This is a genomic window from Geodermatophilus poikilotrophus, from assembly GCF_900111455.1.
Lineage (GTDB): Bacteria > Actinomycetota > Actinomycetes > Mycobacteriales > Geodermatophilaceae > Geodermatophilus > Geodermatophilus poikilotrophus.
In genome coordinates this window covers 252,104-273,381 of the sequence record NZ_FOIE01000005.1, presented here as the reverse complement: position 1 = coordinate 273,381, position 21,278 = coordinate 252,104, and the positions used below count along the sequence as shown (strand labels likewise).

Genomic DNA, 21,278 nt, shown 5'->3' with positions numbered 1-21,278 from the left:
GCGGCCCGGCTCAGCCGAGCCGGCGCGCGTCGTCGAACGACATCCACACCCGGCGGCGGTCGGCCCGGCTGTGCTCGTGGGCCATGGCGGCCACCCGGCGGCGCTGGTCGTTGGTGGCGACGTGCTGGACGACGGCCACCTCGGCCGCGCGCATCGCCCGCTCCGCCTCGACCTCGGCCGGGGTCGACGGCAGGTCACTGGTCAGGTCGACGTCCTCGTCGTCGCCCGGGCGCACGCGGGCGTACGGGCTGTCCGCCGGCAGGTGCCCGCTGATCCGGCCGTAGGCGCCGAGCGTCAGCAGGAGCAGGCCGACGACCACGGAGAAGACGACGTTCTCGAACTCGAACGCCAGCAGGTTGAAGGAGGTGCGCAGCACCGCCAGGTTCACCAGCGCGGACAGGAGGAAGAGCGCGCCGATGACGAGCATCACCGTCGAGACGATGCGGGGGCTGCGCGCGGCGGCCGCCAGCAGCACGAGCGCCACGACCACCGAGATGGTGGACAGCAGGCCATTGGAGGACAGGCCGAGGATGCGCTCACCCTCGGTGGAGAAGTAGTCGAGGCCGCCGGCGAAGCCGAGCAGACCGAAGACCAGCAGGACCAGCGCCACCAGGACGGCGCCGGCTCGTTGGACGGCGAACACCCGCGCACCGAGGTGCGGGTCGCCGGCTGGGTCGGAGGAGGGCTTCGTGCGGTGCGGGAGGTGCAGTCGCAGTGCCATGGGGACTCCCGGAGAGGGTGGGACGGTGACCATTGTTCGCCTCCCGAGCCCAGGGTGGATGCACTACAGCGACGGCTTCTCGCGGGAAGGTGTGGCGGGGCCGCGGCGTTCTGCCCGGCATGACGCAGCGTGACCTGCACTCGGAGTTCCTGCGCGCGGACCTCTTCCTCGCGATGGCGCAGCCGATCGAGGCGGCGCGCCTGCTCGAGCCGCTGGTCGAGGCGGAGCCGGCCAACGAGGCCGCGCTCGAGCTGCTGGCCCGGTCCTACTTCGGGTCCGCGCAGCTGGCGCGGGCGGAGGAGGCGCTGACCCGCCTGGTGGAGATGGCCCCGGCCAACGGCTGGGCCCGGCGGGCGCTGGCCCGCACGCTGGAGCGGCAGAGCCGGGCCGGTGAGGCGGTGGCGCACCACCGGGTGGCCGACGCCCTGGGTGCCGCCTGAGCGTCAGCGGGCGCTCGCCAGGCGCTCGATCAGCCCGATCGACGCGGCGGGGTCCAGGGCCATCTCGGTGAGCAGCTGGAAGGCCCGGCCGTACCGGTGCACCTCGGCCTCCCCGTCGACGAAGGCGATCCGCGTCTTGTTCTCCAGGTAGACGACGTCCGGCGTCCCGGTGGCGCGCGACTCGAGGACGGAGAACGAGCCCGCGGTCACCGGCGGCAGACCGGCGTCGAACGGCAGCACCTGCAGCGTGACGTTCGGCCGCCCCGCGACCTCGGCCAGCCACGCCAGTTGACCCCGCAGCACCGTCGCGCCGTCGGGCGTCCCGGGCGCGCCCGCGGCGCGGTGCAGCACCGACTCGTCGAGGACCGCCCACAGCTGCATCGGGTCGGCGGCGTCGAGGACCTCCTGCCGGCGCCGGCAGACCTGCACCCGGCGTTCGACCTCCGGCGGCGCGGGCCGTTCCCAGGTGGAGAGGACGACCTGGCGCACGTAGTCCGGCGTCTGCAGCAGCGCGTGCGGCACCAGCGCGCCGAAGCAGCGCAGCGCCCGCGACCCGGCCTCCAGCCGGATGAGGTTGGCGTAGCCGGCCGAGAGCGTGTCGGCGTAGGCGTCCCACCAGCCGCGCGGCCGGGCCGACGGCGCCAGCCGGCGCAGCAGGTCGGCGTGGTCGTCGGGGACCCGGTACAGCTCGAGCAGCCGGTCCAGGTCGTCGGCGGTGATGCCGGTCCGCGCCGTCTCGATCCGCGAGACCTTCGACGGCGACCAGCCCAGGCGGGCGGCGACGTCCTTGGCGTGCAGCCGCTCGCCGGTCCGCAGCAGCCGCAGCTCCCGTGCCAGTCGGCGCTCCCGCACCGACGGGGTGTCCCGGTCGACCACGGCGCGACGGTAACCCTGCGTGCAATCGTGCAAGCGCGCTGGCGTCGCCCGGTGGACGCGTGCCACCGTGAGCGTGCGGCCGCAGCCCCTCTCGATCCTCGACCTGAAGGACGACGGACATGACCGGAACGCCCGTCCCCCTGCTCCGCTCCGACCTGTACGAGATCGCCTACCTGGCCGGCGGCCCCCGGCGCGTGGTCGAGACCGCGGTGGTCGCCCTGGTGGAGAACGGGCGACTGCGCGTGGACCGCGCCACGGGCCGGCTGCACGTCGTGGACGCCTCCCGTCGGCACCCTGTCGAGGCGGTGGTCCTGGACGCCGTGGGACCGCGCGGACGCTCCGTCTGGGGACTCGTCTGGCGGGCGCGGTCGGACCCCCGCCTGGCCACCGTCGCCGACGGTCTGGCCCATGACGGGCTGCTCACCCGGCGCGGGGGCGTGGGCGCGCGGGAGCCGTCGTTCTGGACGCTGTCGGGTCTGACGCGGGCGGGTCGAGCCGCACTGCGGCAGGTGCGGCAGAGCCCGCCGTCCCCGACGGGCACGGGCGGCAACCCCGCGCTGGCGGTGGCGCTGGCCGGGCCCTCCGCGTGGGACGCCGAGCTCCACACCGCCGTCTTCGACCCGCCCCCGCCGTACCTGCCGACGCCCCCGGGTCAGCGCGTGGGCCAGGTCCGCCGCAGCCACTCCGGGGTGTACGCCCACGGCGGCTCGGGGGGGTGGGCCGGCGGCGGCTTCGGCGGTGACTGCGGCGGCGGCGGTGGTGGCGGCGGCGACGGGGGCTGCTGAGCCTCCTCAGCCGACCGGCTCGGCCGCCGCCCGCATCGCCTCGAGCGCGATCGGCGGTGGGGCCGCGAAGTCGAAGGCGCGGAAGAGCACCGCGTGCGGGACCCCCATCGCCCGCCCCTGCAGCGCCGTGACCCCGGTGATCATGGCGCGCGGGGGCGGGTGCCCGGGGATGCCGGCGAGGTACTGCCCGTGCGCCTCCAGCGACGCGATGCCCCGCTGCAGCGGCTCCCCGGTCACGTCCACGCCGTGGGTGGGGCGGGGGTCGCCGCCGACCAGCAGCCAGCGCACCGTCCACGGCTCGAGCCCCTCGTCGAGCAGCTCGCGGAAGACCCACCGGTTCCCGGCGTCGCGCAGCGCGTCCACCGCGGCCAGGCCGGCGACGCGGTGGTCGGCCTGGTTGAGCCCGGCGACGAACTCGACCTCCCACGAGCCGACCAGCAGGGCGTCGGGGCGGTACTCGCGGATGACGCGCGCGATGTCCCGGCGCAGCGGGAGTCCGTACTCCAGGACGCCGTCGGGGTGGTCGAGGAAGCGGACCTCGGAGACCCCGACCGCCTCACCGGCGGCCAGCTGCTCCGCCGTCCGCAACCGGGCGGTCTCCTCGGGGCGGAGCGCGTCCATGCCGGCCTCGCCGCGGGTGAGCAGCAGGTAGGCGACGTCGGTGCCGCGGGCGGTCCAGGCGGCGACGGCGGAGGAGGTGCCGTACTCGACGTCGTCGGGGTGCGCGACGACGCAGAGCACGCGGCCGAACGCGTCGGCGGGGAACGGCGGCACCGGAGCGGGGGCCATGGGCGCGACGCTAGGGCTGCGGCGTCCCCCGTCCCCGCGGGCGCAGCGTGCGGACCCGGCCGTCCGGGGCGTCGCCACCCGCCGCAGGGGGACGGGTCCGCGCCGCGAGGCCCCAGCTCCCCCCGGTAGCGTGCCGTCGGTGTTCACGCTGCTGTCGACCAGCGACACCGACCTCCTCTCCGCCCGCGCCAGCGGCGCCGACTGGCGGCTGGGCAACCCCGCCCGGCTGGACGACGCGGGCACCGCTGCGCTGACCGACGGCGCGGACCTCGTCGTCGTCCGCCTCCTCGGGGTGCGCCGCCAGTACGAGGAGCTGCTGGCGCCGCTGCTGGCCGGGCCGGTGCCGGTCGTCGTCCTCGGTGGGGAGGCGCTGCCCGACGCCGAGCTGATGGAGCTGTCGACGGTCCCGATGGGCGTCGCGACCGAGGCGCACGGCTACCTGGCGCAGGGCGGGCCGGACAACCTCGTCCAGCTGCACCGCTTCCTGTCCGACACCGTGCTGCTCACCGGCGAGGGCTTCGAGCCGCCGGTGGTAGCCCCGGACTGGGGCGTGCTGGAGCGGCCGTCCGCCGGTAACGGGCGAGTGAGCATCGCGGGGAGCGCCAGCGACCGAGGAGCGGAGGGAGCACGGAACGGCGGCACGGACGAGGCGGGGCCCGGCCCGACGGTCGCCGTCCTCTACTACCGGGCGCACCACCTGGCCGGGAACACCGCGTTCGTCGAGGCGCTGTGCACCGCGGTCGAGGACGCCGGCGGCTCCGCGCTGCCGGTCTTCACGTCGTCCCTGCGGAACGTCTCCGACGAGCTGCTGGCGACGCTGCAGGGCGCCGACGCCCTGGTGGTCACCGTGCTCGCCGCCGGCGGCTCGCGGCCGGCCACCGCGCAGGCCGGTGGGGACGACGGCGCGTGGGACGTCGGCGCCCTGGCCTCGCTCGACGTGCCGGTCGTCCAGGGGCTGTGCCTGACCCGCTCGCGGGAGGAGTGGCTGGCCGACGACGACGGGCTCTCCCCGCTCGACGTCGGCAACCAGGTCGCGATCCCCGAGTTCGACGGCCGGCTGATCAGCGTGCCGTTCTCCTTCAAGGAGACCGACTCCGACGGCCTGACGCACTACGTCGCCGACCCCGAGCGGGCCGCACGGGTCGCCGGTACCGCCGTCGCGCACGCCCGGCTGCGGTCGGTCGCGCCCGGGGACCGCCGCGTCGTCGTGATGCTGAGCGCCTACCCGACCAAGCACGCCCGCATCGGCAACGCCGTCGGCCTGGACACCCCGGCGTCCGTCGTCCGGCTGCTGGCCGCGATGTCCGGCGCCGGCTACGACGTCGGCCCGTTCGACGGTCCCGACGCGCTGCCCGGCGTCGCCGACCTCGACGGCGACGCGCTGGTGCACGCGCTCATCGCCGCGGGTGGGCAGGACGCCGACTGGCTCACCGAGGAGCAGCTGTCGGGCAACCCGGTGCGCATCCCGGCGGCGGAGTACCGCGCCTTCTTCGACACCCTGCCCGAGGACCTGCGCGAGGCGATGGTCGCGCACTGGGGGCAGCCGCCGGGCGCGCTGTTCGTGGACGGCTCCGGGACCGACCAGGCCATCGTCTTCGCCGCGCTGCGGGCGGGCAACGTGGTGGTGATGGTCCAGCCGCCGCGCGGCTTCGGGGAGAACCCGATCGCGATCTACCACGACCCGGACCTGCCGCCGTCCCACCACTACCTCGCCGCCTACTGGTGGCTGCGCTCGGTGTTCGGGGCGCACGCGCTGGTGCACGTCGGCAAGCACGGCAACCTGGAGTGGCTGCCCGGCAAGACGGTGGGGCTGTCGGCGTCCTGCGCCCCGGACGCCGCGATCGGCGACCTGCCGCTGGTGTACCCGTTCCTGGTCAACGACCCGGGGGAGGGCTCGCAGGCCAAGCGCCGCGCGCACGCCACGCTGGTCGACCACATGGTGCCGCCGATGGCCCGCGCCGACTCCTACGGCGACATCGCCCGGCTGGAGCAGCTGCTCGACGAGCACGCCAACGTCGCCGCGATGGACCCGGCCAAGCTGCCCGCCGTCCGCGCGCAGATCTGGACGCTGCTGCAGGCCGCGAAGCTCGACCACGACCTGGGGCTCTCCGAGAGGCCCGAGGACGACCGCTTCGACGAGATGGTCCTGCACGTCGACGGCTGGCTCTGCGAGATCAAGGACTCCCAGATCCGCGACGGCCTGCACGTGCTCGGCACGCCGCCGTCGGGGCAGGACCGCGTCGACCTGGTGTTGGCGATGCTGCGCGCCCGGCAGATCTGGGGCGGCGCGGTGGCGCTGCCGGGGCTGCGCGAGGCGCTCGGGCTGCCCGAGGGGGCGTCGCGGACGGAGACCGACGCGGTGGAGGCCTCCGCCGCCGCCCTGGTCGGCGGCATGGAGACCGCGGGCTGGGCGCCCGGTGCCGTGCCATCGGTGGTCGCCGAGGTGCTGGGGCGTTCCGACGAGGGCGTCGAGGCGGTGCTGCGGTTCGCCGTCGACGAGGTGGTGCCCCGGCTGGAGCGCACCACCGACGAGATGGACGCGACGCTGCACGCCCTCGAGGGCGGCTACGTGCCCGCCGGACCGTCGGGCTCGCCGCTGCGCGGGCTGGTCAACGTGCTGCCGACCGGACGGAACTTCTACTCCGTCGACCCGCGGGCCATCCCCTCGCGGCTGGCCTGGGAGACCGGCTCGGCGATGGCCGACTCCCTCGTCGAGCGCCACCTCGCCGACACCGGCGCCTACCCGGCCTCGGTCGGGCTGTCGGTGTGGGGCACCTCGGCGATGCGCACCTCGGGGGACGACGTCGGCGAGGTGCTCGCGCTGCTCGGCGTCCGCCCGGTGTGGGACGACGCCTCCCGGCGGGTGACCGGGCTGGAGCCCGTCCCGCTGGAGGAGCTGGGCCGCCCGCGCATCGACGTGACCGTGCGGATCTCCGGGTTCTTCCGGGACGCCTTCCCGCACGTGGTCACCATGCTCGACGACGCGGTGACGCTGGTGGCGGGGCTGTCCTCGGAGTCCGACGACCAGAACTACGTGAAGGCCCACGTGGACGCCGACGTGGCCGGGCACGGCGACCGCCGGCGGGCGACCACGCGGGTGTTCGGCTCCAAGCCGGGTGCCTACGGGGCCGGGCTGCTGCCGCTCATCGACTCGCGGAACTGGCGTGGGGACGCCGACCTGGCCGAGGTCTACGCCGTCTGGGGCGGCTACGCCTACGGCCGCGGGCTGGACGGCGTGCAGGCCCGCCCGGACATGGAGGCGGCCTACCGGCGGATCGCGGTGGCGGCGAAGAACGTCGACACCCGCGAGCACGACATCGCCGACTCCGACGACTACTTCCAGTACCACGGCGGGATGGTCGCGACGGTCCGCGCGCTGACCGGTTCGGCGCCGCGCGCCTACATCGGCGACTCGACCCGGCCCGAGTCGGTGCGCACCCGGTCGCTGACCGAGGAGACCGCCCGGGTGTTCCGCGCCCGCGTGGTCAACCCGAAGTGGCTGCAGGCGATGCGCCGGCACGGCTACAAGGGCGCCTTCGAGCTGGCCGCCACCGTGGACTACCTGTTCGGCTACGACGCCACGACCGGCGTGGTCGCCGACTGGATGTACGAGAAGCTCGCGCAGACCTACGTGCTCGACCCGGAGAACCGCGCGTTCCTGGAGAAGAGCAACCCGTGGGCGCTGCACGGCATCGCCGAGCGGCTGCTGGAGGCCGTCGACCGGCAGATGTGGGCCGAGCCGGACGCGGGCCTGCTGGCCGAGCTGCAGCAGGCATACCTGGACACCGAGGGCGACCTGGAGGGCGGCGAGACCCCGGCGTCCTCACGGTCCTGACCGGCGCATCGACCGGCGCGGCGCTGGGTATGCCTGCGCGCATGAGCATCCTCGGACGACTGATGGGCACGGCAGAGAACACTGCGCGCAGCGCGGCCCGCGGCGGGCGGATGAACCGCGGGATGGCGCCTCGCGGTGGCATGTCGACCGGTCGCGGCTACGGCCGGGCGACCTCGGGGCGGGTCGGCCGGGGGCGGGCGACCCCCGCGGCCTCCGGCGGCCTCGGCGGGCTGCTCGGCGGGCTGCTGCGCCGCCGCTGAGCAAGGACCCCGTCCTCCTCACCGCTCGCAGGCTCGCGGCGAGCCTCTGGACGGGGCCGTTCCAGCCCCTCACGGCAGGGCGGCCGCGGCCACCAGCAGGGTGACCGTGGCCGCCGTCTCGCCCATCGCACCCATCACGTCGCCGGTGACGCCGCCCAGCCGGGCGCGCGCCCGGCGCAGGAGGAGTTCGGCCGCGAGCAGGCCGGCCACCGCGCTCACCAGCAGGGCCTGGCCCGCGACGGTGAGCAGCGCCGCGGTGGCGAATACCCAGCCGGCCAGCCAGCGCGCCGACACGGTGCCGGCGACCGACTGCCCGAGCGCGGAGCCCGCGGCCATCGGCACGCCGGGCAGCCCGGTGCGCGCCATCGCGAGCCGGGCCACGAGCGGTGCGGCCACGAGCGCCGTCCAGCCCCGCCCGGCCTCGAGCAGGGTGGCCGCGGCGGACACCTGCAGCAGGACGGTCAGCAGCAGCGTCACCACGCCGAACGGGCCGACGTCCCCCTGGCGCATCACCTGCAGTGCGCGCTCGCGGCCGCGCAGCGGACCCAACCCGTCGGCGGTGTCGGCCAGCCCGTCCAGGTGCAGGCCGCGGGTCAGCGCCGCCAGCACGGCCACGGCCAGCACCGCCCCGGTGAGCGGTGAGACCAGGCGTGCGCCTGCCAGGCCGACACCGGCCGCCACCCCGCCGAGCACCAGGCCGACCAGCGGCGCCCACGGCAGCACGCCGCGGGTGGACGACGCCGCCCGCGCCGGCACCCGCAGGACGGTGAGCAGCGCGGCGGACTCCAGCGGCCCGGCCCACTTCATCGCAGTCGCTGCGGCAGCCCGGCGACCACGAACCAGACCTCGTCCGCGGTGCCGGCCAGCCGCTGGTTGACCGAGCCCAGGGTGTCGCGGAACAGCCGCCCGGAGCGCGTCTCGGGCACCACGCCCAGCCCCACCTCGTCGGACACCGCGACCACGTGCGCGGGCGTCATCGTCCAGGCCTCGACCAGCGCGTCGCAGCGGCGGGCCAGGCGGTCGCGGGCGCCCGGCTCGTCGGTCCAGACGCCGGTCTCGTCCATCAGCGCGGCGACCCAGGTCGTCACGCTGTCGACCAGCACGGTGCCCCGGCGCAGCAGGTCGCCGGGCGCGGTCGTCTCCAGCGTCGTCCAGCCGGGGGGCCGGCGGGCCCGGTGCGCGGCCACCCGCTCGGCCCACTCGGCGTCGCCGGGGACCGGGGGAGAGGTGGCCAGGTAGGTGACGTCGCCGGCGCCGGCCAGCAGCGCCTCGGCGTGCGCGGACTTCCCCGACCGCGAGCCGCCGAGCACGAGGACCCTGCTCATGGCCTGTCTCCGGACTCGTTCCGCTCCTCGGTCGCCGGCGCTCCCCGCGGGGCTCGCCCGCCCGTCGCCGTCGCGGCACTCACAGGACCAGCTCGAGCGCCGTCACCGTGCCGTTGTGCGGGGTGACCGCCGGCATCGCGTCCGGGCCCAGCCCGGCGGCGACCGCCTGCGCCGCCCGGATGGTGTCGCCGTGGGTGACCAGCGCGACCACCTCGGCCGGCGGGTCCGCGGACAGCTGCGCGAGGTAGGCGCCTACCCGGGCGTGCAGCTCGGCCAGGCTCTCGCCGCCGTGCGCCGCCCAGTGCGGGTCGGTCCAGTCGACGACGTCCCACAGCTCCCGCGAGGGCCGGCCCTCGAGCACCCCGTAGCCCTGCTCGCGCAGCGCCGGCGTGGTCGTCACCGGCAGGCCGGTGGCGCGGGCGCAGTGCTCGGCGGTCTGCACCGCCCGGCGGAGGTCGCTGGACACCAGGGCACCCGGGCGCAGCTCCGCCAGCTCCCGCGCGGCCCCGGCCGCCTGGGCGTGCCCGAGCTCGGTCAGCGGCACGTGCGCCGTCTGGCCCTGCATGAGGCCCGCGGCGTTCCACTCGCTCTGCCCGTGGCGCACGAGCAGGAGGGTCAGCGGCCGGGCCATGGTGGCAGGCAGCGTAGCCAGGGTGCCGCCGGTTCCCGTGGCCCGCCTCGTACCGTCGTCCAGCGGGAGCGAGCGTGCGCGCTCCCGGTGGATCGCAGCACCGTTGGTCGCACGGCCGACGACCGTCAGCGAGGAGGACACGTGACCATCCCCGTCCGTCCCGGCGCCGGCCGTCCGGCAACCCGCCCGGCCGCTGCCGACCCGCTCGCCGCGCTGCTGGACCTGCCCGGCGTGCGGGACGCCGCCGAGGGCGCCCGGGCCGGCATCGACCGCCTGCTCCGGCACCGGTTGATGCGCAACCGGTCGGCCGAGGTCAGCACCGAGTCGGCGCTGCGCGGCGCGCGTGCGTCCGCCGCCCTCGAGGGCGTCGACGTCCCGCTGGCCGACCTGCGGGCCGGGCAGGTCGAGCACCCGGTCGTGCAGGGCTCGCTGCGGACCTCGGCCGCCCTCGGCCCGATGGTGGACACCTGGTCCCGGGCCCCCGGCCAGGTGCTGGCCCGGCTGCACGTGCTGGCCGCCGCGGACCTCGCCGACCGCGCCGACCTCGGCCGCCCCGGTGCCCACGCCGGGCCCCGGCTCGCCGGCCTGTTCTCCCTGGTCACCGCGGAGAGCTCCGTGCCGGCCGTCGTGCTGGCCGCCGTCGTGCACGGCGAGCTGGCCGCGATCGCCCCGTTCGGCACCGCCGACGGCGTCGTCGCCCGCGCGGCCGCCCGGCTCACCGGCATCGCCCGCGGACTGGACCCCAAGGCCGTCTCGGTGCCCGAGGTCGGCTTCGCGGAACTCGGCCGCGAGGAGTACACCCGCGCCCTGGCGGGCTACGCCGCCGGGCAGCCGGAGGGCGTGGCCGGGTGGCTGGTGCACTGCTGCCGCGCCACCGAGCACGGGGCTCTGGAGGGGCTGGCCATCGCCGAGGCCCTGCTCCGTGGCTGAGGTCCGGCCGCCCTGCGGCGGTCCGGCGCGGCGGCGAGACTGTCGGTCGTGCGCTACCTCGACGTCGACGGGCTCGGTGCGGTCAGCCGGGTCGGCCTCGGTACCTGGCAGTTCGGCTCCCGCGAGTGGGGCTACGGCGACGCCTACGCGTCCGGCGAGGCCACGGCGATCGTCCGGCGGGCCCGCGAGCTCGGCACCACCCTGTTCGACACCGCGGAGATCTACGGCAATGGCCGCAGCGAGCGGATCCTCGGCGAAGCGCTGGGCGGCGAGCGCGACGACGTCGTCGTCGCCAGCAAGGTGTTCCCGGTCGCCCCGTTCCCGCCGGTGGTCCGCAGCCGGCTGGCCGGCAGCGCCCGCCGCCTGGAGCTGGACCGCGTGCCGCTCTACCAGGTGCACTGGCCCAACCCGGTGGTGCCCGACTCGGTGACCATGCCCGGGATGCGGCAGCTGCTCGACGCCGGCCGCATCGGCGCGGTGGGCGTCTCCAACTACTCGCTCGCGCGGTGGCAGGCGGCCGACGCCGCTCTCGGCCGGCCGGTGGTCAGCAACCAGGTGCACTTCTCCCTGGCGGCGCCGTCGGCCCTCGACGACCTGGTGCCCTTCGCCGAGCGGGAGGGCCGGATGGTGATGGCCTACAGCCCGCTGGCCCAGGGCCTGCTCGGTGGGCGCTACGGGGTCGGCAACCGGCCCGGGGGCGTCCGCGCGGCCAACCCGCTCTTCGGCACCGAGAACCTGCGCCGCGCCGAGCCCCTGCTCGGCGTGCTCCGCGAGGTGGCCGCGGCCCACGCCGTCGCGCCTGCGCAGATCGCGCTGGCGTGGCTGGTCTCCCTGCCGCGGGTCGTGGTGATCCCGGGCGCCTCGAGCGTCGCGCAGATCGAGGCCAACGCCGCGGCCGCCGACATCGACCTGCGGCCGGACGAGCAGACGGCCCTCACCGCGGCCGCGCGGGCGTTCCGGCCGGTGTCCGCGGTGCGCACGCTCGTCGAGCGGGTGCGGGAGCGCCTGCCGCTCTGAGAGAGGACCCCCTCGCCCCCCACCACTCGCGAGCTCGCGGCGGGACCCTGCGAGGGGGCCGGGACGGTCCTCCTTCAGGCGCCGCGGCGCCGCCAGCGGCCGGGCACCGGTGCCGGCGGGGTCGCGGCGGCCACGCGGAGGGCACGCCGGCGGGCGTACCAGGCCAGGCCCACGACCGCGGCGCCCACGCTCATCGCCGCACCGGTGACCACCGGTGCGGACGGGACCGGGAAGCGCGACCCCATGGTCACCGGCCAGCTGAACTCCAGCACCGGCCAGCCGTGCTCGGTCGCGGCCTTCCGCAGCGCCCGGTCGGGGTTGACCGCCGTCGGGTGCCCGACGGCCGCCAGCATCGGCAGGTCGGTGATCGAGTCGCTGTAGGCGTAGCAGTCGGCCAGGTCGTAACCGCTCTCGGCGGCCACCTCCCGGACGGCGACCGCCTTGTTCGCCCCGTAGGCGTAGAAGTCGATCTCGCCGGTGTAGTGGCCGTCGACGGTCACCATGCGCGTGGCCACCACGCGGTCGACGCCGAGCATCTCGCCGATCGGCTCGACCATCTCCGCCCCGCTGCTGGAGACGATGACGATCTCCCGTCCGGCTGCCCGGTGCTCCTCGATCAGGTCGGCGGCCTCGGCGTACACCATCGGCTCGACGATGTCGTGCAGCGTCTCGCGGACGATCTCGTGGACCGTGGCGACGTCCCACCCGGTGCACATCTCGGTGATCTGCGCGCGCATGCGCTCCATCTGCGGCGCGTCGGCGCCGGCGAGGGAGAAGACGAACTGCGCGTAGGCGCCCTTGAGGACGGCGCGCCGGTTGATCAGCCCGCCCTGGAAGAACGGACGGCCGAAGGCCAGGGTGCTGGACTTGGCGATGACCGTCTTGTCCAGGTCGAAGAACGCCGCTGCGCGGGTCACGGTTCACGACTGTAGGTGTGCAGGACGGTTGTGACGTGGCACACGGCTGCGTCCACACCCGTTCGGGTCGTCCACAGATCCCGGCCGCCCCTCGCGCCTCGTCCGTTCCCGGACTGGGCTGGCGGGCGTGTCCGCGTTCCGGTCCCCGCCCGCCCGCCCGCTCGTCGCCAGCGCCGACGAGGAGCTGCTCGACGACCTGCTGAGGCTGCTCGCCGCCGCGGGCACCGAACCGGAGGTCGCCACGGGCGGTCCGGGGCTGCGCCGGGCCCACCGGGAGGCGCCCGTGGTGCTGCTGGGGGCCGACGTCCTGACCTCCGCGCCGGTGCGGGGTCTGCCCCGACGCGCCGGCGTCGTGGTCGTGGCACCGGGGGAGCCGCCCGCCCCGGTCTGGGCGGCTGCGGTGGAGCAGGGCGCCGAGCGGGTGGCGGTGCTGCCCGCGGACGAGGGCTGGCTGGTGTCCCGGGTGGCCGCGGCGCTGCGCCGTCCGGTCGACCGCGGCCGGCTCGTCGTCGTCGGCGGGAGCTGCGGCGGCGCCGGGGTGAGCACGCTGGCGGCGGCGCTCGCGCTGGCCGCCGCACCCGCCTCGGACGGCGTGCTGCTGGTCGACACCGACGGGTGGGGCGGCGGGCTGGACCTGCTGCTCGGCGCAGAGCGGGACGAGGGCCTGCGCTGGCCTGAGCTGACCGGGCTGCGCGGCCGGGTGGCCGGCGACGCGCTCATGGCCGCGCTCCCCGAGGTCGGCGGCGTCTCGGTGCTCGCGGCCTCGCGGTCGGCGCCCGGGGAGGTCCCGGCGGAGGCGCTGACCGCCGTGGTCGAGGCGGCGCGCGCGGGTGGCCGGCCGGTGGTGGTCGACCTGCCCCGCACGGCGGGCGCCGAGGCGACCGCGGCCGTGCTCGCCGAGGCCGACCTCGCGGTGCTCGTCGTCCCGGCCCGCCTCCGGGCGGCGTCGGCGGCCCGCCTGCTGGTCGAGCCCGCCGGGGCGGACCGGTCCGCGCCGTGGTCCGCGGCGCAGCTGGTGGTGCGCCCGGTGCCCGGCGGGCTGTCGGCCGACGAGGTCGCCGACGTCGTGGGGCGGCCGGTGCTGGGGGAGCTGGGCACCGACCGCACCGCGCTGCCCCGCGGGGAGCAGGGCCGACCACCGCAGGTGGGCGCGCGCTCGCCGCTGGGTGCGCTGGCCCGCCGGCTGCTCGCCGAGCTGGCCCGGATGGACGGCGCGGCGGCGTGACCGGGGTGCTGGTCGACCGGGTCCGCGCCCGGCTGGTCCTCGAACCCGGGGTGCCGACGCGTGCCACCGTCGCGGCGCTGGTCCGGGAGGAGTCCGGTGGCCTGCTCGGCGACGACGACGTCCTGCAGGCCGTCCGCGACGCCGTGGACGAGCTGGCCGGCGCCGGTCCGCTGGAGCCACTGCTGCGCGAGCCCGGGGTGAGCGACGTGCTCGTCAACGGCCCCGACCAGGTGTGGGTCGACCGGGGCGGCGGGCTGGAGCGCACGCTCCTGCGCTTCCCGGACGAGGACGCGGTGCGCCGTCTCGCCGTCCGCCTGGCCGCCGCGGCCGGACGCCGGCTCGACGACGCCGCTCCCTGGGTGGACGCCGGTCTGCCCGACGGCACCCGGCTGCACGCGGTCCTGCCGCCGGTGTCCGGCGGCGGGACCTGCCTGTCCCTGCGCGTGCTGCGCCGGGCCTCGCTGTCCTTCGCCGACCTGGCCGCGCGCGGCGCCTTCCCCGGCGCGTCCGGTGATCTGCTGCAGGCGCTGGTCGCCGGCCGGCTGGCGTTCCTGGTCACCGGCGGCACCGGCTCGGGCAAGACGACGCTGCTGTCCGCGCTGCTCGGCCTCGTCCCCTCGGGGGAGCGGCTGGTGCTGTGCGAGGACGCCCCGGAGCTGGTGCCGGCGCACCCGCACGTCGTCCGGCTGGCCACCCGGCCGCCCAACGTCGAGGGCGTCGGCGAGGTCACGCTGCGCGACCTGGTCCGCCAGGCGCTGCGGATGCGACCCGATCGGCTGGTCGTGGGCGAGGTGCGCGGCGCGGAGGTCACCGATCTGCTGACCGCGCTGAACACCGGGCACGACGGCGGCTGCGGCACCCTGCACGCCAACCGGCCGGCCGAGGTCCCGGCGCGGCTCGAGGCGCTCGGGGTGGCCGCGGGGCTGGACCGGCTGGCCGTGCACAGCCAGGCCGCCGCGGCCCTGTCCGCGGTGGTGCACCTGCGTCGGACGCCGTCCGGACGGCGGGTGGAGGAGGTCGGCGTGGTCCGCCGCGCCGGGGACCTCGTCGTCGTGGAGTCCGGCTGGCGGGCCGACGGCGGCTCCTGCCCGGGTGCGCCGTTGCTCGGAGAGCTGCTCTCGGCGGGCCGCGGGTGACCGGCGGACTGCTGCTCCTCGCCGGCGCCCTGCTGCTGTGGCCGGGGTCCGCGGCGCTCCGACGGCAGCGGTGGCGGTCGGTCGTCCGCTCCGCGGACGCCGCCCTCCGACCGGCGTCCGGCGTCCCGCTGCCGGCGGTGGCCGCGACCGCCGCCGGCGCGGTCGCCGCCCTGCTGAGCACCCCGCTGGTCGCGGCCCTCGCCGCCGGTTGCGCGGCGCTCGCCGCCCGCGCCGAGCTGCACCGCCGGGCCGGTGCGCAGGAGGAGGCCCGGCTGGCCGCGCTGGTCGAGGCGCTGACCGCCCTGGGCGCGGAGCTGCGCAGCGGCCGGTCGCTGGACGAGGCCACCCGTGCCGCCGTCGCCGCGTGCGCGGACGACGACAGCGGCCGGGCGCTGGCCCGGGCGGTCCGCTCGCCGGGGGACGGCGCCGGGGAGGCCGACGACGACCGCGAGCTCGGGCGGGCCCTGGGCCGGGTGGCGGCGGCCGCGCGGTTGAGCGCGCGCACCGGGTGCTCGCTGGTCGCCGTCGTCGGCGCGGTGGAGGACGATCTGCGCGCTCGGTCCCGGCACCGGCTGGAGCTCCGCTCGGCCACCGCCGGGTCGCGGGCCAGCGCCGCCCTGCTCGCCGGGCTCCCCGTTCTGGGGCTGGCCATGGGCGGCGGCGTGGGTGCCGACCCGTGGCGGGTGCTGACCACCACGGGGACCGGTCAGCTGCTGCTCGTGGCCGGCGTCGCGCTGGAGGTCGGTGGACTGGCCTGGTCGGCGCGGCTGGTCCGCCGGGCCGTGCGGTGAGCGCCGCCGTGGTCGCGCTCGTGCTGGCGAGCGCCCTGCTGTGCTGGCCGGTGCGGTCGCCGGTCGCCGTCCGTGCCCGGTGGCTGGCCACCCGGGACGGTGCGGGGCGCCCGCCGCAGCCGTCCGGTCCGGGCGCTGCACGGCGGCGGTGGCTGCTGGCGGGCGCGGCCGGCCTGGCCGCCGGGCTGCTGGTCGGCGGGGGTGCCGGGGTGGGAGTGGCCGGGCTCGTCGCGGTCGGCGGTGAACGGCTGCTGCGCCGCGGCAGCCGGGACGGCGCGCGGGCCGGCCCGACACCCGAGGCGGACCTGCCCGTCGCCTGCGACCTGCTCGCGGTCTGCCTCGAGGCGGGACTGCCCGTGGGCGGTGCGCTGGCCGCGGTGGCCACCGCCCTGCCGGGTCCCCTCGGCCCCGAGCTGACCACGGTGGCCGGCCTGTACCGGTTGGGCGCGGCGCCGCGGCGGGCGTGGGCCGACGCGGCGGCCGAGCCGGCCGTCCTGGGCCGGGTCCTGGTGCGGGCGGGGGAGTCCGGCTCGACCGTCGTCCCGGCGCTGCGGTCGCTGGCCGCCGACGCCCGCGCCGAGCAGCGCGGCCGCGCCGACGCCGCGGTCCGGCGCGCCGGGGTCTGGGTGCTGGCGCCGCTCGGGGTCTGCTTCCTGCCGGCCTTCCTCTGCCTCGGCGTCGTACCGCTGGTGCTCGGCATCGCGGCCGACGTCTTCGGCTGAGCCCCGCGTCCACAGCGGGCGGCGGCGTCCACAGATCCCGTCCGCGCCTGTGCCCGGTCCCCTCGCCCCGCGAGGGTCGCAGTGACGGCCCGGCTAGCGGGCCCGACACCGAGGAGGCACCGTGACCGGACCCTGCACGACGCGAACCGGCGACGAGGAGCTGCCCGACGCGGACGATGTCCCCGCCGAGGGGAGCCGGCCGCGCGGCCTGCGGGCGCGGTGGGCGCGCGTCCGGGCGGCCGGCGAGGCCGGGATGAGCACCGCCGAGTACGCCGTCGGGACCGTGGCCGCCTGCGCCTTCGCCGCCGTGCTCTACCGGGTGGTCACCGGGGGCTCCGTCGTCGACGGGCTCAGCGCGCTCGTCGCCGACGCGCTGGCGACCCTGTCCTGATGGTCCGGCGGCGGCGCTGCGGCCGGCTCCGCGGTGAGGCCGGCATGGTGACGGCCGAGACGGCGGTCGTGCTGCCGGTGCTGCTGCTCGTGCTCGCCGGTGCGGTCGCCGCGGTGACCGTCGTCGGGGCGCAGCTGCGGTGCGTCGACGCCGCCCGCGAGGGCGCCCGGGCGGCCGCCCGCGGCGAGGACACCGCCCTGGTGACCACGCTGGCCGGCCGGGCCGCGCCGGACGGAGCGGCGACCACGGTGGCCATCGGCGGGACCACGGTCACCGTCACGGTCGCGGCGCAGGTGGCGCCGCTCGGGCCGGTCCCGCTGCGGGTGCCGGTGTCGGCCTCCGCGGTGGCCCAGCGGGAACCGGGCACCGCCGAGGCACCCGGGTGAGCGCCGGGTCCCGACGGTCGGGGGAGCGCGGGTCGGCCACGGTGTGGGTGGTCGCCCTGGCGGGCGTCCTGGCCGCGATCGGGGTGGCGGCGGTGCTGGTCGGAGCGGCGGCGGTCGGCCGGCACCGGGCCACCGCCGCGGCCGACCTCGCCGCCCTGGCCGCGGCCGAGCACGCCGTCCGCGGTGACCCCGGCGCCTGCGCCGCCGCCGGGGAGGTGGCCGGCGCCAACGGTGCCCGGCTGACGGCGTGCACGGTCGGGGGCGGGGCGGTCGTCGAGGTCGCCGTCGAGGTCCCCGTCCAGCTCGGCCCGCTGGGCGTCAGCCGGGCCGGCGGCCGTGCCCGTGCCGGTCCGGTTTCGCCGTGAGCTCCGGCTCCCCGGCGGTCGCCAGGCGGCCGGTCCACGCTGTCGGCCGTGGCCGCGCAAGCGGGGCTCGCCAAGGGTCTCCTCAGCCGCCTGGAGCGCTGCTGGGTCTCGCCGTCGGTCGCCTCGCTCGTCGCGGTGTGCGGTTTGCTGGGCACCGGCGTCGGCCAGCGACCTGCGAGGTCCTGTGGGTCCTCACGCCCGCCCCGTGACCGTCGAGCTCGAGGAGGCCCGGTGACCGGTCCCCCGACCCCGCCCGTCCGGGAGGTGGTCGACCTCTCCCACCCGCTGCACGACGACACCCCGGTCCACCCCGGCGACCCGGTGGCCCGTTTCACCCCCGCCGCCACCGTGGCGGCCGACGGCTACAACGTCCTCCACGTGCAGATGGGCTCGCAGACCGGGACGCACGTCGACGCGCCGTACCACTTCCTCGACGACGGCGCCCGCATCGACGAGCTCCCGCTCGAGTACTTCCTCGGGCCGGCCGTCGTCGCCGACGTGCGCGGCAAGCCATTGCGCGGCCGGATCGAGTGGGCGGACCTCGTGCCTTGGGCGTCCCTGCTGGGCCCCGGCCGGATCCTGCTGCTGCGCACCGGGTGGGACGAGCACTGGGGGACCGACGCCTACTTCGACCACCCCTACCTGACCGGGGACGCCGCCGCGCGCGTGGTGGCGGCCGGCGTCCGCACCGTCGGGCTCGACGCCCTGAGCCTCGACGAGACCGTCGTCGGAGGCCGACCTGCGGACGGGTTCGCCGCGCACCTCGAGGTGCTCGGCGCCGGAGGCGTCATCGTCGAGAACCTGCGCGACCTGGGTGCGGTGCCGGAGGACCCGGTGGTCAGCGTGCTGCCGCTGCGACTGGCCGGTGCCGACGGTGCCCCGGTGCGGGCGGTGGCGTTCCGGGTGGATCGCTGAGGTCCCCCAGGGCGCGGCTGCCCGCCCCGGCCCGGTGCCAGCAGCCAGCCGACGGCGGGCCGGGCGGTAGCCGGCCGGTCCTCCAGCCGCTCCGTGCGGGGCGGGCCGCGGTCGCCGGGGTCAGAAGACGAGGTCGTCCTGCGCGGCGGGCGGCTCCGCGTCCGGGCCGTCCACCCGGGTCGTCCCCGGGGTGGCCTCGTCGGGAGGTGCACCCGGCCGGTCGGCGTCCCCGCTGTCGTCCTCGTCGGGAGTCCCGTCGGGAACCGCCTCGCCGGCCGCCTCGGCGGCGGCCAGCTCGTCGAGGACGACGTCGAGCACCCGCACCGCGCCGGCCTTGTCCAACGGCTCGTTGCCGTTGCCGCACTTCGGCGACTGCACGCAGGACGGGCAACCGCTCTCGCACTCGCAGCTGGCCACCGTCGCCCGGGTCGCCTGCAGCCAGCGCCGCCGCACGGCGAACCCGCGCTCGGCGAAGCCCGCGCCGCCGGGGTGCCCGTCGTAGACGACGATCGTGGCCGCGCCGGTGTCGGGGTGCAGGGCGGTCGAAATCCCACCGAGGTCCCACCGGTCGCAGGTGGCCAGCAGGGGGAGCAGGCCGATCGCCGCGTGCTCGGCGGCGTGCAGCGAGCCGGGCAGCTCGGCGTCGTCGACCTCGGCCCGGGCCACGGCCCGCTCGTCGAGGGTCAGCCAGACCGCTCGGGTGCGCAGCTGGCGGGGCGGCAGGTCCAGCGGGAACTCGGCCAGCACCTCACCGGACCCCAGCCGGCGCCGCTGGTAGGCCACCACCTGGTTGGTCACGTCGACGACACCGGTGTGCGCGGTGACCGTGCCGAGCGACCGCGACCGGTCGGCGGCGACGATCGCGAGGTCGGTGACGTCCCGTGCCACCGTCGTCCACTCCGGGCTCTCCGGGTGGACGACCGCGACGGCGTCGTCGACGCAGAACTCGTCGACGACGTAGGTCTCACCGCGGTGCACGTACACCGCGCCGGTGTGCACGGTGGCGTGCGCGGCGTCGCCGTCCACGGTGCCCAGCAGCCGCCCGGTGCCGCCCTCGATGATCGTGACCGGGGCCAGGCCGCTGCCCCGGATGTCGACGTCCGGCCGGCCCCGGCCGGCCCAGTACCAGCCGGTGGGGCGGCGGCGCAGCGATCCCTCGGCGACCAGTTCCTCGACCCGCGCCTCGGCCACCGTGCCGCCGAAGTCGGCCAGGTCCTCGGGTACCAGCGGCAGCTCGGCGGCCGCGCAGCACAGCTGCGGCCCGAGCACGTAGGGGTTGCCGGGGTCGGTGACGGTGGCCTCCACCGGCCGGCCGAAGACCGCGCGCGGGTGGTGGGCCAGGTAGTGGTCGAGCGGGTCGTCGCGGGCGACGAAGACGACCAGCGACTCGCGCTGGGCCCGTCCCGCCCGGCCGGCCTGCTGCCACAGCGAGGCCAGCGTCCCGGGGTAGCCGGCCAGCACGACGGCGTCCAGGCCGGCGATGTCGATGCCCAGCTCCAGGGCGTTCGTGGTGGCCACCCCGAGCAGCTCGCCGGCCGACAGCGCGCGCTCCAGCTCCCGCCGCTCCTCGGGCAGGTAACCGCCGCGGTAGGAGTCCACCCGACGGGCGAGGTCGGTGCGGCCGCGGTCGCGCAGCACGTGCCGGGCCTGCTCGGCCACGGACTCCGCACTGCGCCGCGACCGGACGAACGCCAGCGTGCGGGCGCCGCGCTCGACCAGATCGGCCAGCAGCGCGGCGGCGTCCGCGGCCGCCGAGCGGCGCAGCGGGGCGCCGTGCTCGCCGGTGCGCTCGGTCAGCGGCGGCTCCCACAGCGCGAAGGTCGCGCCCGGTCGCGGCGAGCCGTCCTCCGTCACCGCGACCACCGGTGCGCCGACCAGTCGGGTCGCCGCCGCGGCCGGCTCGGCCACCGTCGCCGAGGCCAGCAGGAACACCGGCTCGGCGCCGTAGCGGCGGCAGATCCGCCGCAGCCGGCGCAGCACGTGACCCACGTGCGAGCCGAAGACGCCGCGGTAGGCATGGCACTCGTCGACGACGACGTAGGCCAGCCGGCGCAGCGTGCTCGACCACTTCTGGTGCGCCGGCAGCACACCGCGGTGCAGCATGTCCGGGTTGGTGACGATCCAGCGCGAGTGCCGCCGGACCCACTCCCGCTCCTCCATGGGGGTGTCGCCGTCGTAGGCGGCCGGCCGCACCGACGGGTCGGCCAGCTCCGCGACCGAGGCCAGCTGGTCGCGGGCCAGGGCCTTCGTCGGCGCCAGGTACAGGACGCAGGCGCGGGGGTCCTCGGCCAGCCGGGTCAGCGCCGGTACCTGGTAGGCCAGCGACTTGCCCGACGCCGTCCCGGTCGCCACCACGACGTGCGAGCCGTCGCGGGCCAGCTGCGCGGCCTCGACCTGGTGCCGCCACGGCGCGTGCACCCCTTGGGCCTCGAGCCGCCCGCGCAGCTCCGGGCTCACCCACGCGGGCCACGGCAGGGTGCGGCTGTCCCGCACCGGCATCCGGTGCACGTGGGTGACCGGCTGCTCCTCCTCCGGTGTCCCGGAGAGGACGGCGGCCAGCAGGTCGGCCCCGGGCGGCGGCGTGCCGGCGGGGGAGGGCGAACCACCCTGGGGAAGAGGGTCCGTGCCGGGAGGGGGAGCCGACCGGACCGGGTGCAGCGCGGTCACCCCACCACTGTCACACCTCCGGGTGACGTCCCGCTGCGCAACGGGAGGAAGACGACGGGCCGCAGGACTACCGGTACGGGGTGTGACCTCCCTTACACTCCGGCGGCACCAGCCGTGCAGGCCCGTGCGAGCTGGACACGAACTTCGCCGACCG

22 protein-coding genes are annotated in these 21,278 nt (G+C 77.2%); 14 read left to right on the top strand and 8 right to left on the bottom strand.

What is annotated here, in order from left to right; all coding sequences use genetic code 11:
* Positions 1-10: 10 nt before the first annotated feature.
* Positions 11-721: a DUF4383 domain-containing protein gene (locus BMW27_RS13265; protein WP_091444879.1), complete on the bottom strand. Its 711-nt coding sequence runs from the start codon at positions 719-721 to the stop codon at positions 11-13.
* A 119-nt stretch (positions 722-840) separates the two neighbouring features.
* Here BMW27_RS13265 and BMW27_RS13260 point away from each other — a divergent pair, with 119 nt between their 5' ends.
* Positions 841-1,161, top strand: coding sequence for a tetratricopeptide repeat protein (locus BMW27_RS13260; protein WP_175486498.1), 321 nt, complete (start codon positions 841-843; stop codon positions 1,159-1,161).
* Between the two features lie 3 nt (positions 1,162-1,164).
* Here the strand turns inward: BMW27_RS13260 and BMW27_RS13255 are convergent, their stop codons facing one another.
* The gene (locus tag BMW27_RS13255) at positions 1,165-2,037 is read right to left on the bottom strand and encodes a helix-turn-helix domain-containing protein (RefSeq protein ID WP_091444878.1); all 873 of its coding nucleotides are present in this window, start codon (positions 2,035-2,037) and stop codon (positions 1,165-1,167) included.
* A 119-nt stretch (positions 2,038-2,156) separates the two neighbouring features.
* Here BMW27_RS13255 and BMW27_RS23725 point away from each other — a divergent pair, with 119 nt between their 5' ends.
* A complete protein-coding gene (locus BMW27_RS23725; RefSeq protein WP_091444876.1) occupies positions 2,157-2,822 on the top strand; it encodes a TIGR04222 domain-containing membrane protein in 666 nt (221 codons plus the stop codon).
* A 6-nt stretch (positions 2,823-2,828) separates the two neighbouring features.
* Here the strand turns inward: BMW27_RS23725 and BMW27_RS13245 are convergent, their stop codons facing one another.
* Positions 2,829-3,611 (bottom strand): PIG-L deacetylase family protein, encoded by a 783-nt coding sequence (locus tag BMW27_RS13245; RefSeq protein ID WP_091444874.1) that lies wholly within the window; start codon positions 3,609-3,611, stop codon positions 2,829-2,831.
* 139 nt (positions 3,612-3,750) lie between these two features.
* Here BMW27_RS13245 and cobN point away from each other — a divergent pair, with 139 nt between their 5' ends.
* Entirely contained in the window at positions 3,751-7,446 is a 3,696-nt protein-coding gene (gene cobN / locus BMW27_RS13240) for a cobaltochelatase subunit CobN (protein ID WP_091445159.1), read from the top strand.
* A 41-nt stretch (positions 7,447-7,487) separates the two neighbouring features.
* Positions 7,488-7,706 carry a hypothetical protein gene (locus BMW27_RS13235; protein WP_091444872.1) on the top strand — a complete coding sequence of 73 codons (219 nt, stop codon included), beginning with the start codon at positions 7,488-7,490 and terminating at the stop codon, positions 7,704-7,706.
* 69 nt (positions 7,707-7,775) lie between these two features.
* Here the strand turns inward: BMW27_RS13235 and BMW27_RS13230 are convergent, their stop codons facing one another.
* The 3 genes from BMW27_RS13230 to BMW27_RS13220 all read right to left on the bottom strand — a co-directional run bounded on the left by BMW27_RS13230 (position 7,776) and on the right by BMW27_RS13220 (position 9,662).
* The gene (locus tag BMW27_RS13230) at positions 7,776-8,513 is read right to left on the bottom strand and encodes an adenosylcobinamide-GDP ribazoletransferase (RefSeq protein ID WP_091444871.1); all 738 of its coding nucleotides are present in this window, start codon (positions 8,511-8,513) and stop codon (positions 7,776-7,778) included.
* Positions 8,510-9,031 carry a bifunctional adenosylcobinamide kinase/adenosylcobinamide-phosphate guanylyltransferase gene (cobU, locus tag BMW27_RS13225; protein WP_091444870.1) on the bottom strand — a complete coding sequence of 174 codons (522 nt, stop codon included), beginning with the start codon at positions 9,029-9,031 and terminating at the stop codon, positions 8,510-8,512. Before cobU ends, BMW27_RS13230 begins: the two co-directional genes overlap by 4 nt.
* Positions 9,032-9,110: 79 nt before the next feature.
* Positions 9,111-9,662 carry a histidine phosphatase family protein gene (locus BMW27_RS13220; RefSeq protein ID WP_091445158.1) on the bottom strand — a complete coding sequence of 184 codons (552 nt, stop codon included), beginning with the start codon at positions 9,660-9,662 and terminating at the stop codon, positions 9,111-9,113.
* A gap of 141 nt (positions 9,663-9,803) precedes the next feature.
* Between BMW27_RS13220 and BMW27_RS13215 the strand changes: the two genes are divergently transcribed.
* Both BMW27_RS13215 and BMW27_RS13210 read left to right on the top strand, forming a co-directional pair.
* Positions 9,804-10,592 (top strand): oxidoreductase, encoded by a 789-nt coding sequence (locus tag BMW27_RS13215; RefSeq protein WP_091444868.1) that lies wholly within the window; start codon positions 9,804-9,806, stop codon positions 10,590-10,592.
* A gap of 48 nt (positions 10,593-10,640) precedes the next feature.
* Entirely contained in the window at positions 10,641-11,609 is a 969-nt protein-coding gene (locus BMW27_RS13210; RefSeq protein ID WP_091444866.1) for an aldo/keto reductase, read from the top strand.
* 74 nt (positions 11,610-11,683) lie between these two features.
* Here BMW27_RS13210 and BMW27_RS13205 read toward each other — a convergent pair whose 3' ends face one another.
* The gene (locus BMW27_RS13205) at positions 11,684-12,526 is read right to left on the bottom strand and encodes an HAD family hydrolase (RefSeq protein WP_091444864.1); all 843 of its coding nucleotides are present in this window, start codon (positions 12,524-12,526) and stop codon (positions 11,684-11,686) included.
* 127 nt (positions 12,527-12,653) lie between these two features.
* On the opposite strand from BMW27_RS13205, the gene ssd reads away from it, so the two are divergent.
* The 8 genes from ssd (at position 12,654) to BMW27_RS13165 (ending at position 18,457) form a co-directional block, all read left to right on the top strand.
* Positions 12,654-13,751: a septum site-determining protein Ssd gene (ssd, locus tag BMW27_RS13200; RefSeq protein ID WP_091444863.1), complete on the top strand. Its 1,098-nt coding sequence runs from the start codon at positions 12,654-12,656 to the stop codon at positions 13,749-13,751.
* Positions 13,748-14,887 (top strand): TadA family conjugal transfer-associated ATPase, encoded by a 1,140-nt coding sequence (locus tag BMW27_RS13195; protein WP_091444861.1) that lies wholly within the window; start codon positions 13,748-13,750, stop codon positions 14,885-14,887. The genes ssd and BMW27_RS13195 overlap by 4 nt, the downstream gene beginning before the upstream one ends.
* Positions 14,884-15,678, top strand: coding sequence for a type II secretion system F family protein (locus BMW27_RS13190; RefSeq protein WP_091444859.1), 795 nt, complete (start codon positions 14,884-14,886; stop codon positions 15,676-15,678). The genes BMW27_RS13195 and BMW27_RS13190 overlap by 4 nt, the downstream gene beginning before the upstream one ends.
* Entirely contained in the window at positions 15,675-16,400 is a 726-nt protein-coding gene (locus BMW27_RS13185) for a type II secretion system F family protein (protein ID WP_245743540.1), read from the top strand. Before BMW27_RS13190 ends, BMW27_RS13185 begins: the two co-directional genes overlap by 4 nt.
* Before the next feature lie 121 nt (positions 16,401-16,521).
* A complete protein-coding gene (locus BMW27_RS13180) occupies positions 16,522-16,791 on the top strand; it encodes a DUF4244 domain-containing protein (RefSeq protein ID WP_091444857.1) in 270 nt (89 codons plus the stop codon).
* Positions 16,791-17,177 carry a TadE family type IV pilus minor pilin gene (locus tag BMW27_RS13175; RefSeq protein WP_091444856.1) on the top strand — a complete coding sequence of 129 codons (387 nt, stop codon included), beginning with the start codon at positions 16,791-16,793 and terminating at the stop codon, positions 17,175-17,177. The genes BMW27_RS13180 and BMW27_RS13175 overlap by 1 nt, the downstream gene beginning before the upstream one ends.
* Entirely contained in the window at positions 17,174-17,542 is a 369-nt protein-coding gene (locus tag BMW27_RS13170) for an Rv3654c family TadE-like protein (protein WP_091444854.1), read from the top strand. The genes BMW27_RS13175 and BMW27_RS13170 overlap by 4 nt, the downstream gene beginning before the upstream one ends.
* A gap of 231 nt (positions 17,543-17,773) precedes the next feature.
* Positions 17,774-18,457 (top strand): cyclase family protein, encoded by a 684-nt coding sequence (locus BMW27_RS13165; protein ID WP_091444853.1) that lies wholly within the window; start codon positions 17,774-17,776, stop codon positions 18,455-18,457.
* 120 nt (positions 18,458-18,577) lie between these two features.
* Here BMW27_RS13165 and BMW27_RS13160 read toward each other — a convergent pair whose 3' ends face one another.
* Positions 18,578-21,124 (bottom strand): DEAD/DEAH box helicase, encoded by a 2,547-nt coding sequence (locus BMW27_RS13160; protein WP_091444851.1) that lies wholly within the window; start codon positions 21,122-21,124, stop codon positions 18,578-18,580.
* Positions 21,125-21,278: the final 154 nt, after the last annotated feature.

Coding starts and splice junctions, on each gene's coding strand:
- BMW27_RS13265 (WP_091444879.1), bottom strand. CDS start 721: ATGGCACTGCGACTGCACCTCCCGCACCGCACGAAGCCCTCCTCCGAC.
- BMW27_RS13260 (WP_175486498.1), top strand. CDS start 841: ATGACGCAGCGTGACCTGCACTCGGAGTTCCTGCGCGCGGACCTCTTC.
- BMW27_RS23725 (WP_091444876.1), top strand. CDS start 2,157: ATGACCGGAACGCCCGTCCCCCTGCTCCGCTCCGACCTGTACGAGATC.
- BMW27_RS13245 (WP_091444874.1), bottom strand. CDS start 3,611: ATGGCCCCCGCTCCGGTGCCGCCGTTCCCCGCCGACGCGTTCGGCCGC.
- BMW27_RS13235 (WP_091444872.1), top strand. CDS start 7,488: ATGAGCATCCTCGGACGACTGATGGGCACGGCAGAGAACACTGCGCGC.
- BMW27_RS13230 (WP_091444871.1), bottom strand. CDS start 8,513: ATGAAGTGGGCCGGGCCGCTGGAGTCCGCCGCGCTGCTCACCGTCCTG.
- cobU (WP_091444870.1), bottom strand. CDS start 9,031: ATGAGCAGGGTCCTCGTGCTCGGCGGCTCGCGGTCGGGGAAGTCCGCG.
- BMW27_RS13220 (WP_091445158.1), bottom strand. CDS start 9,662: ATGGCCCGGCCGCTGACCCTCCTGCTCGTGCGCCACGGGCAGAGCGAG.
- BMW27_RS13175 (WP_091444856.1), top strand. CDS start 16,791: ATGGTCCGGCGGCGGCGCTGCGGCCGGCTCCGCGGTGAGGCCGGCATG.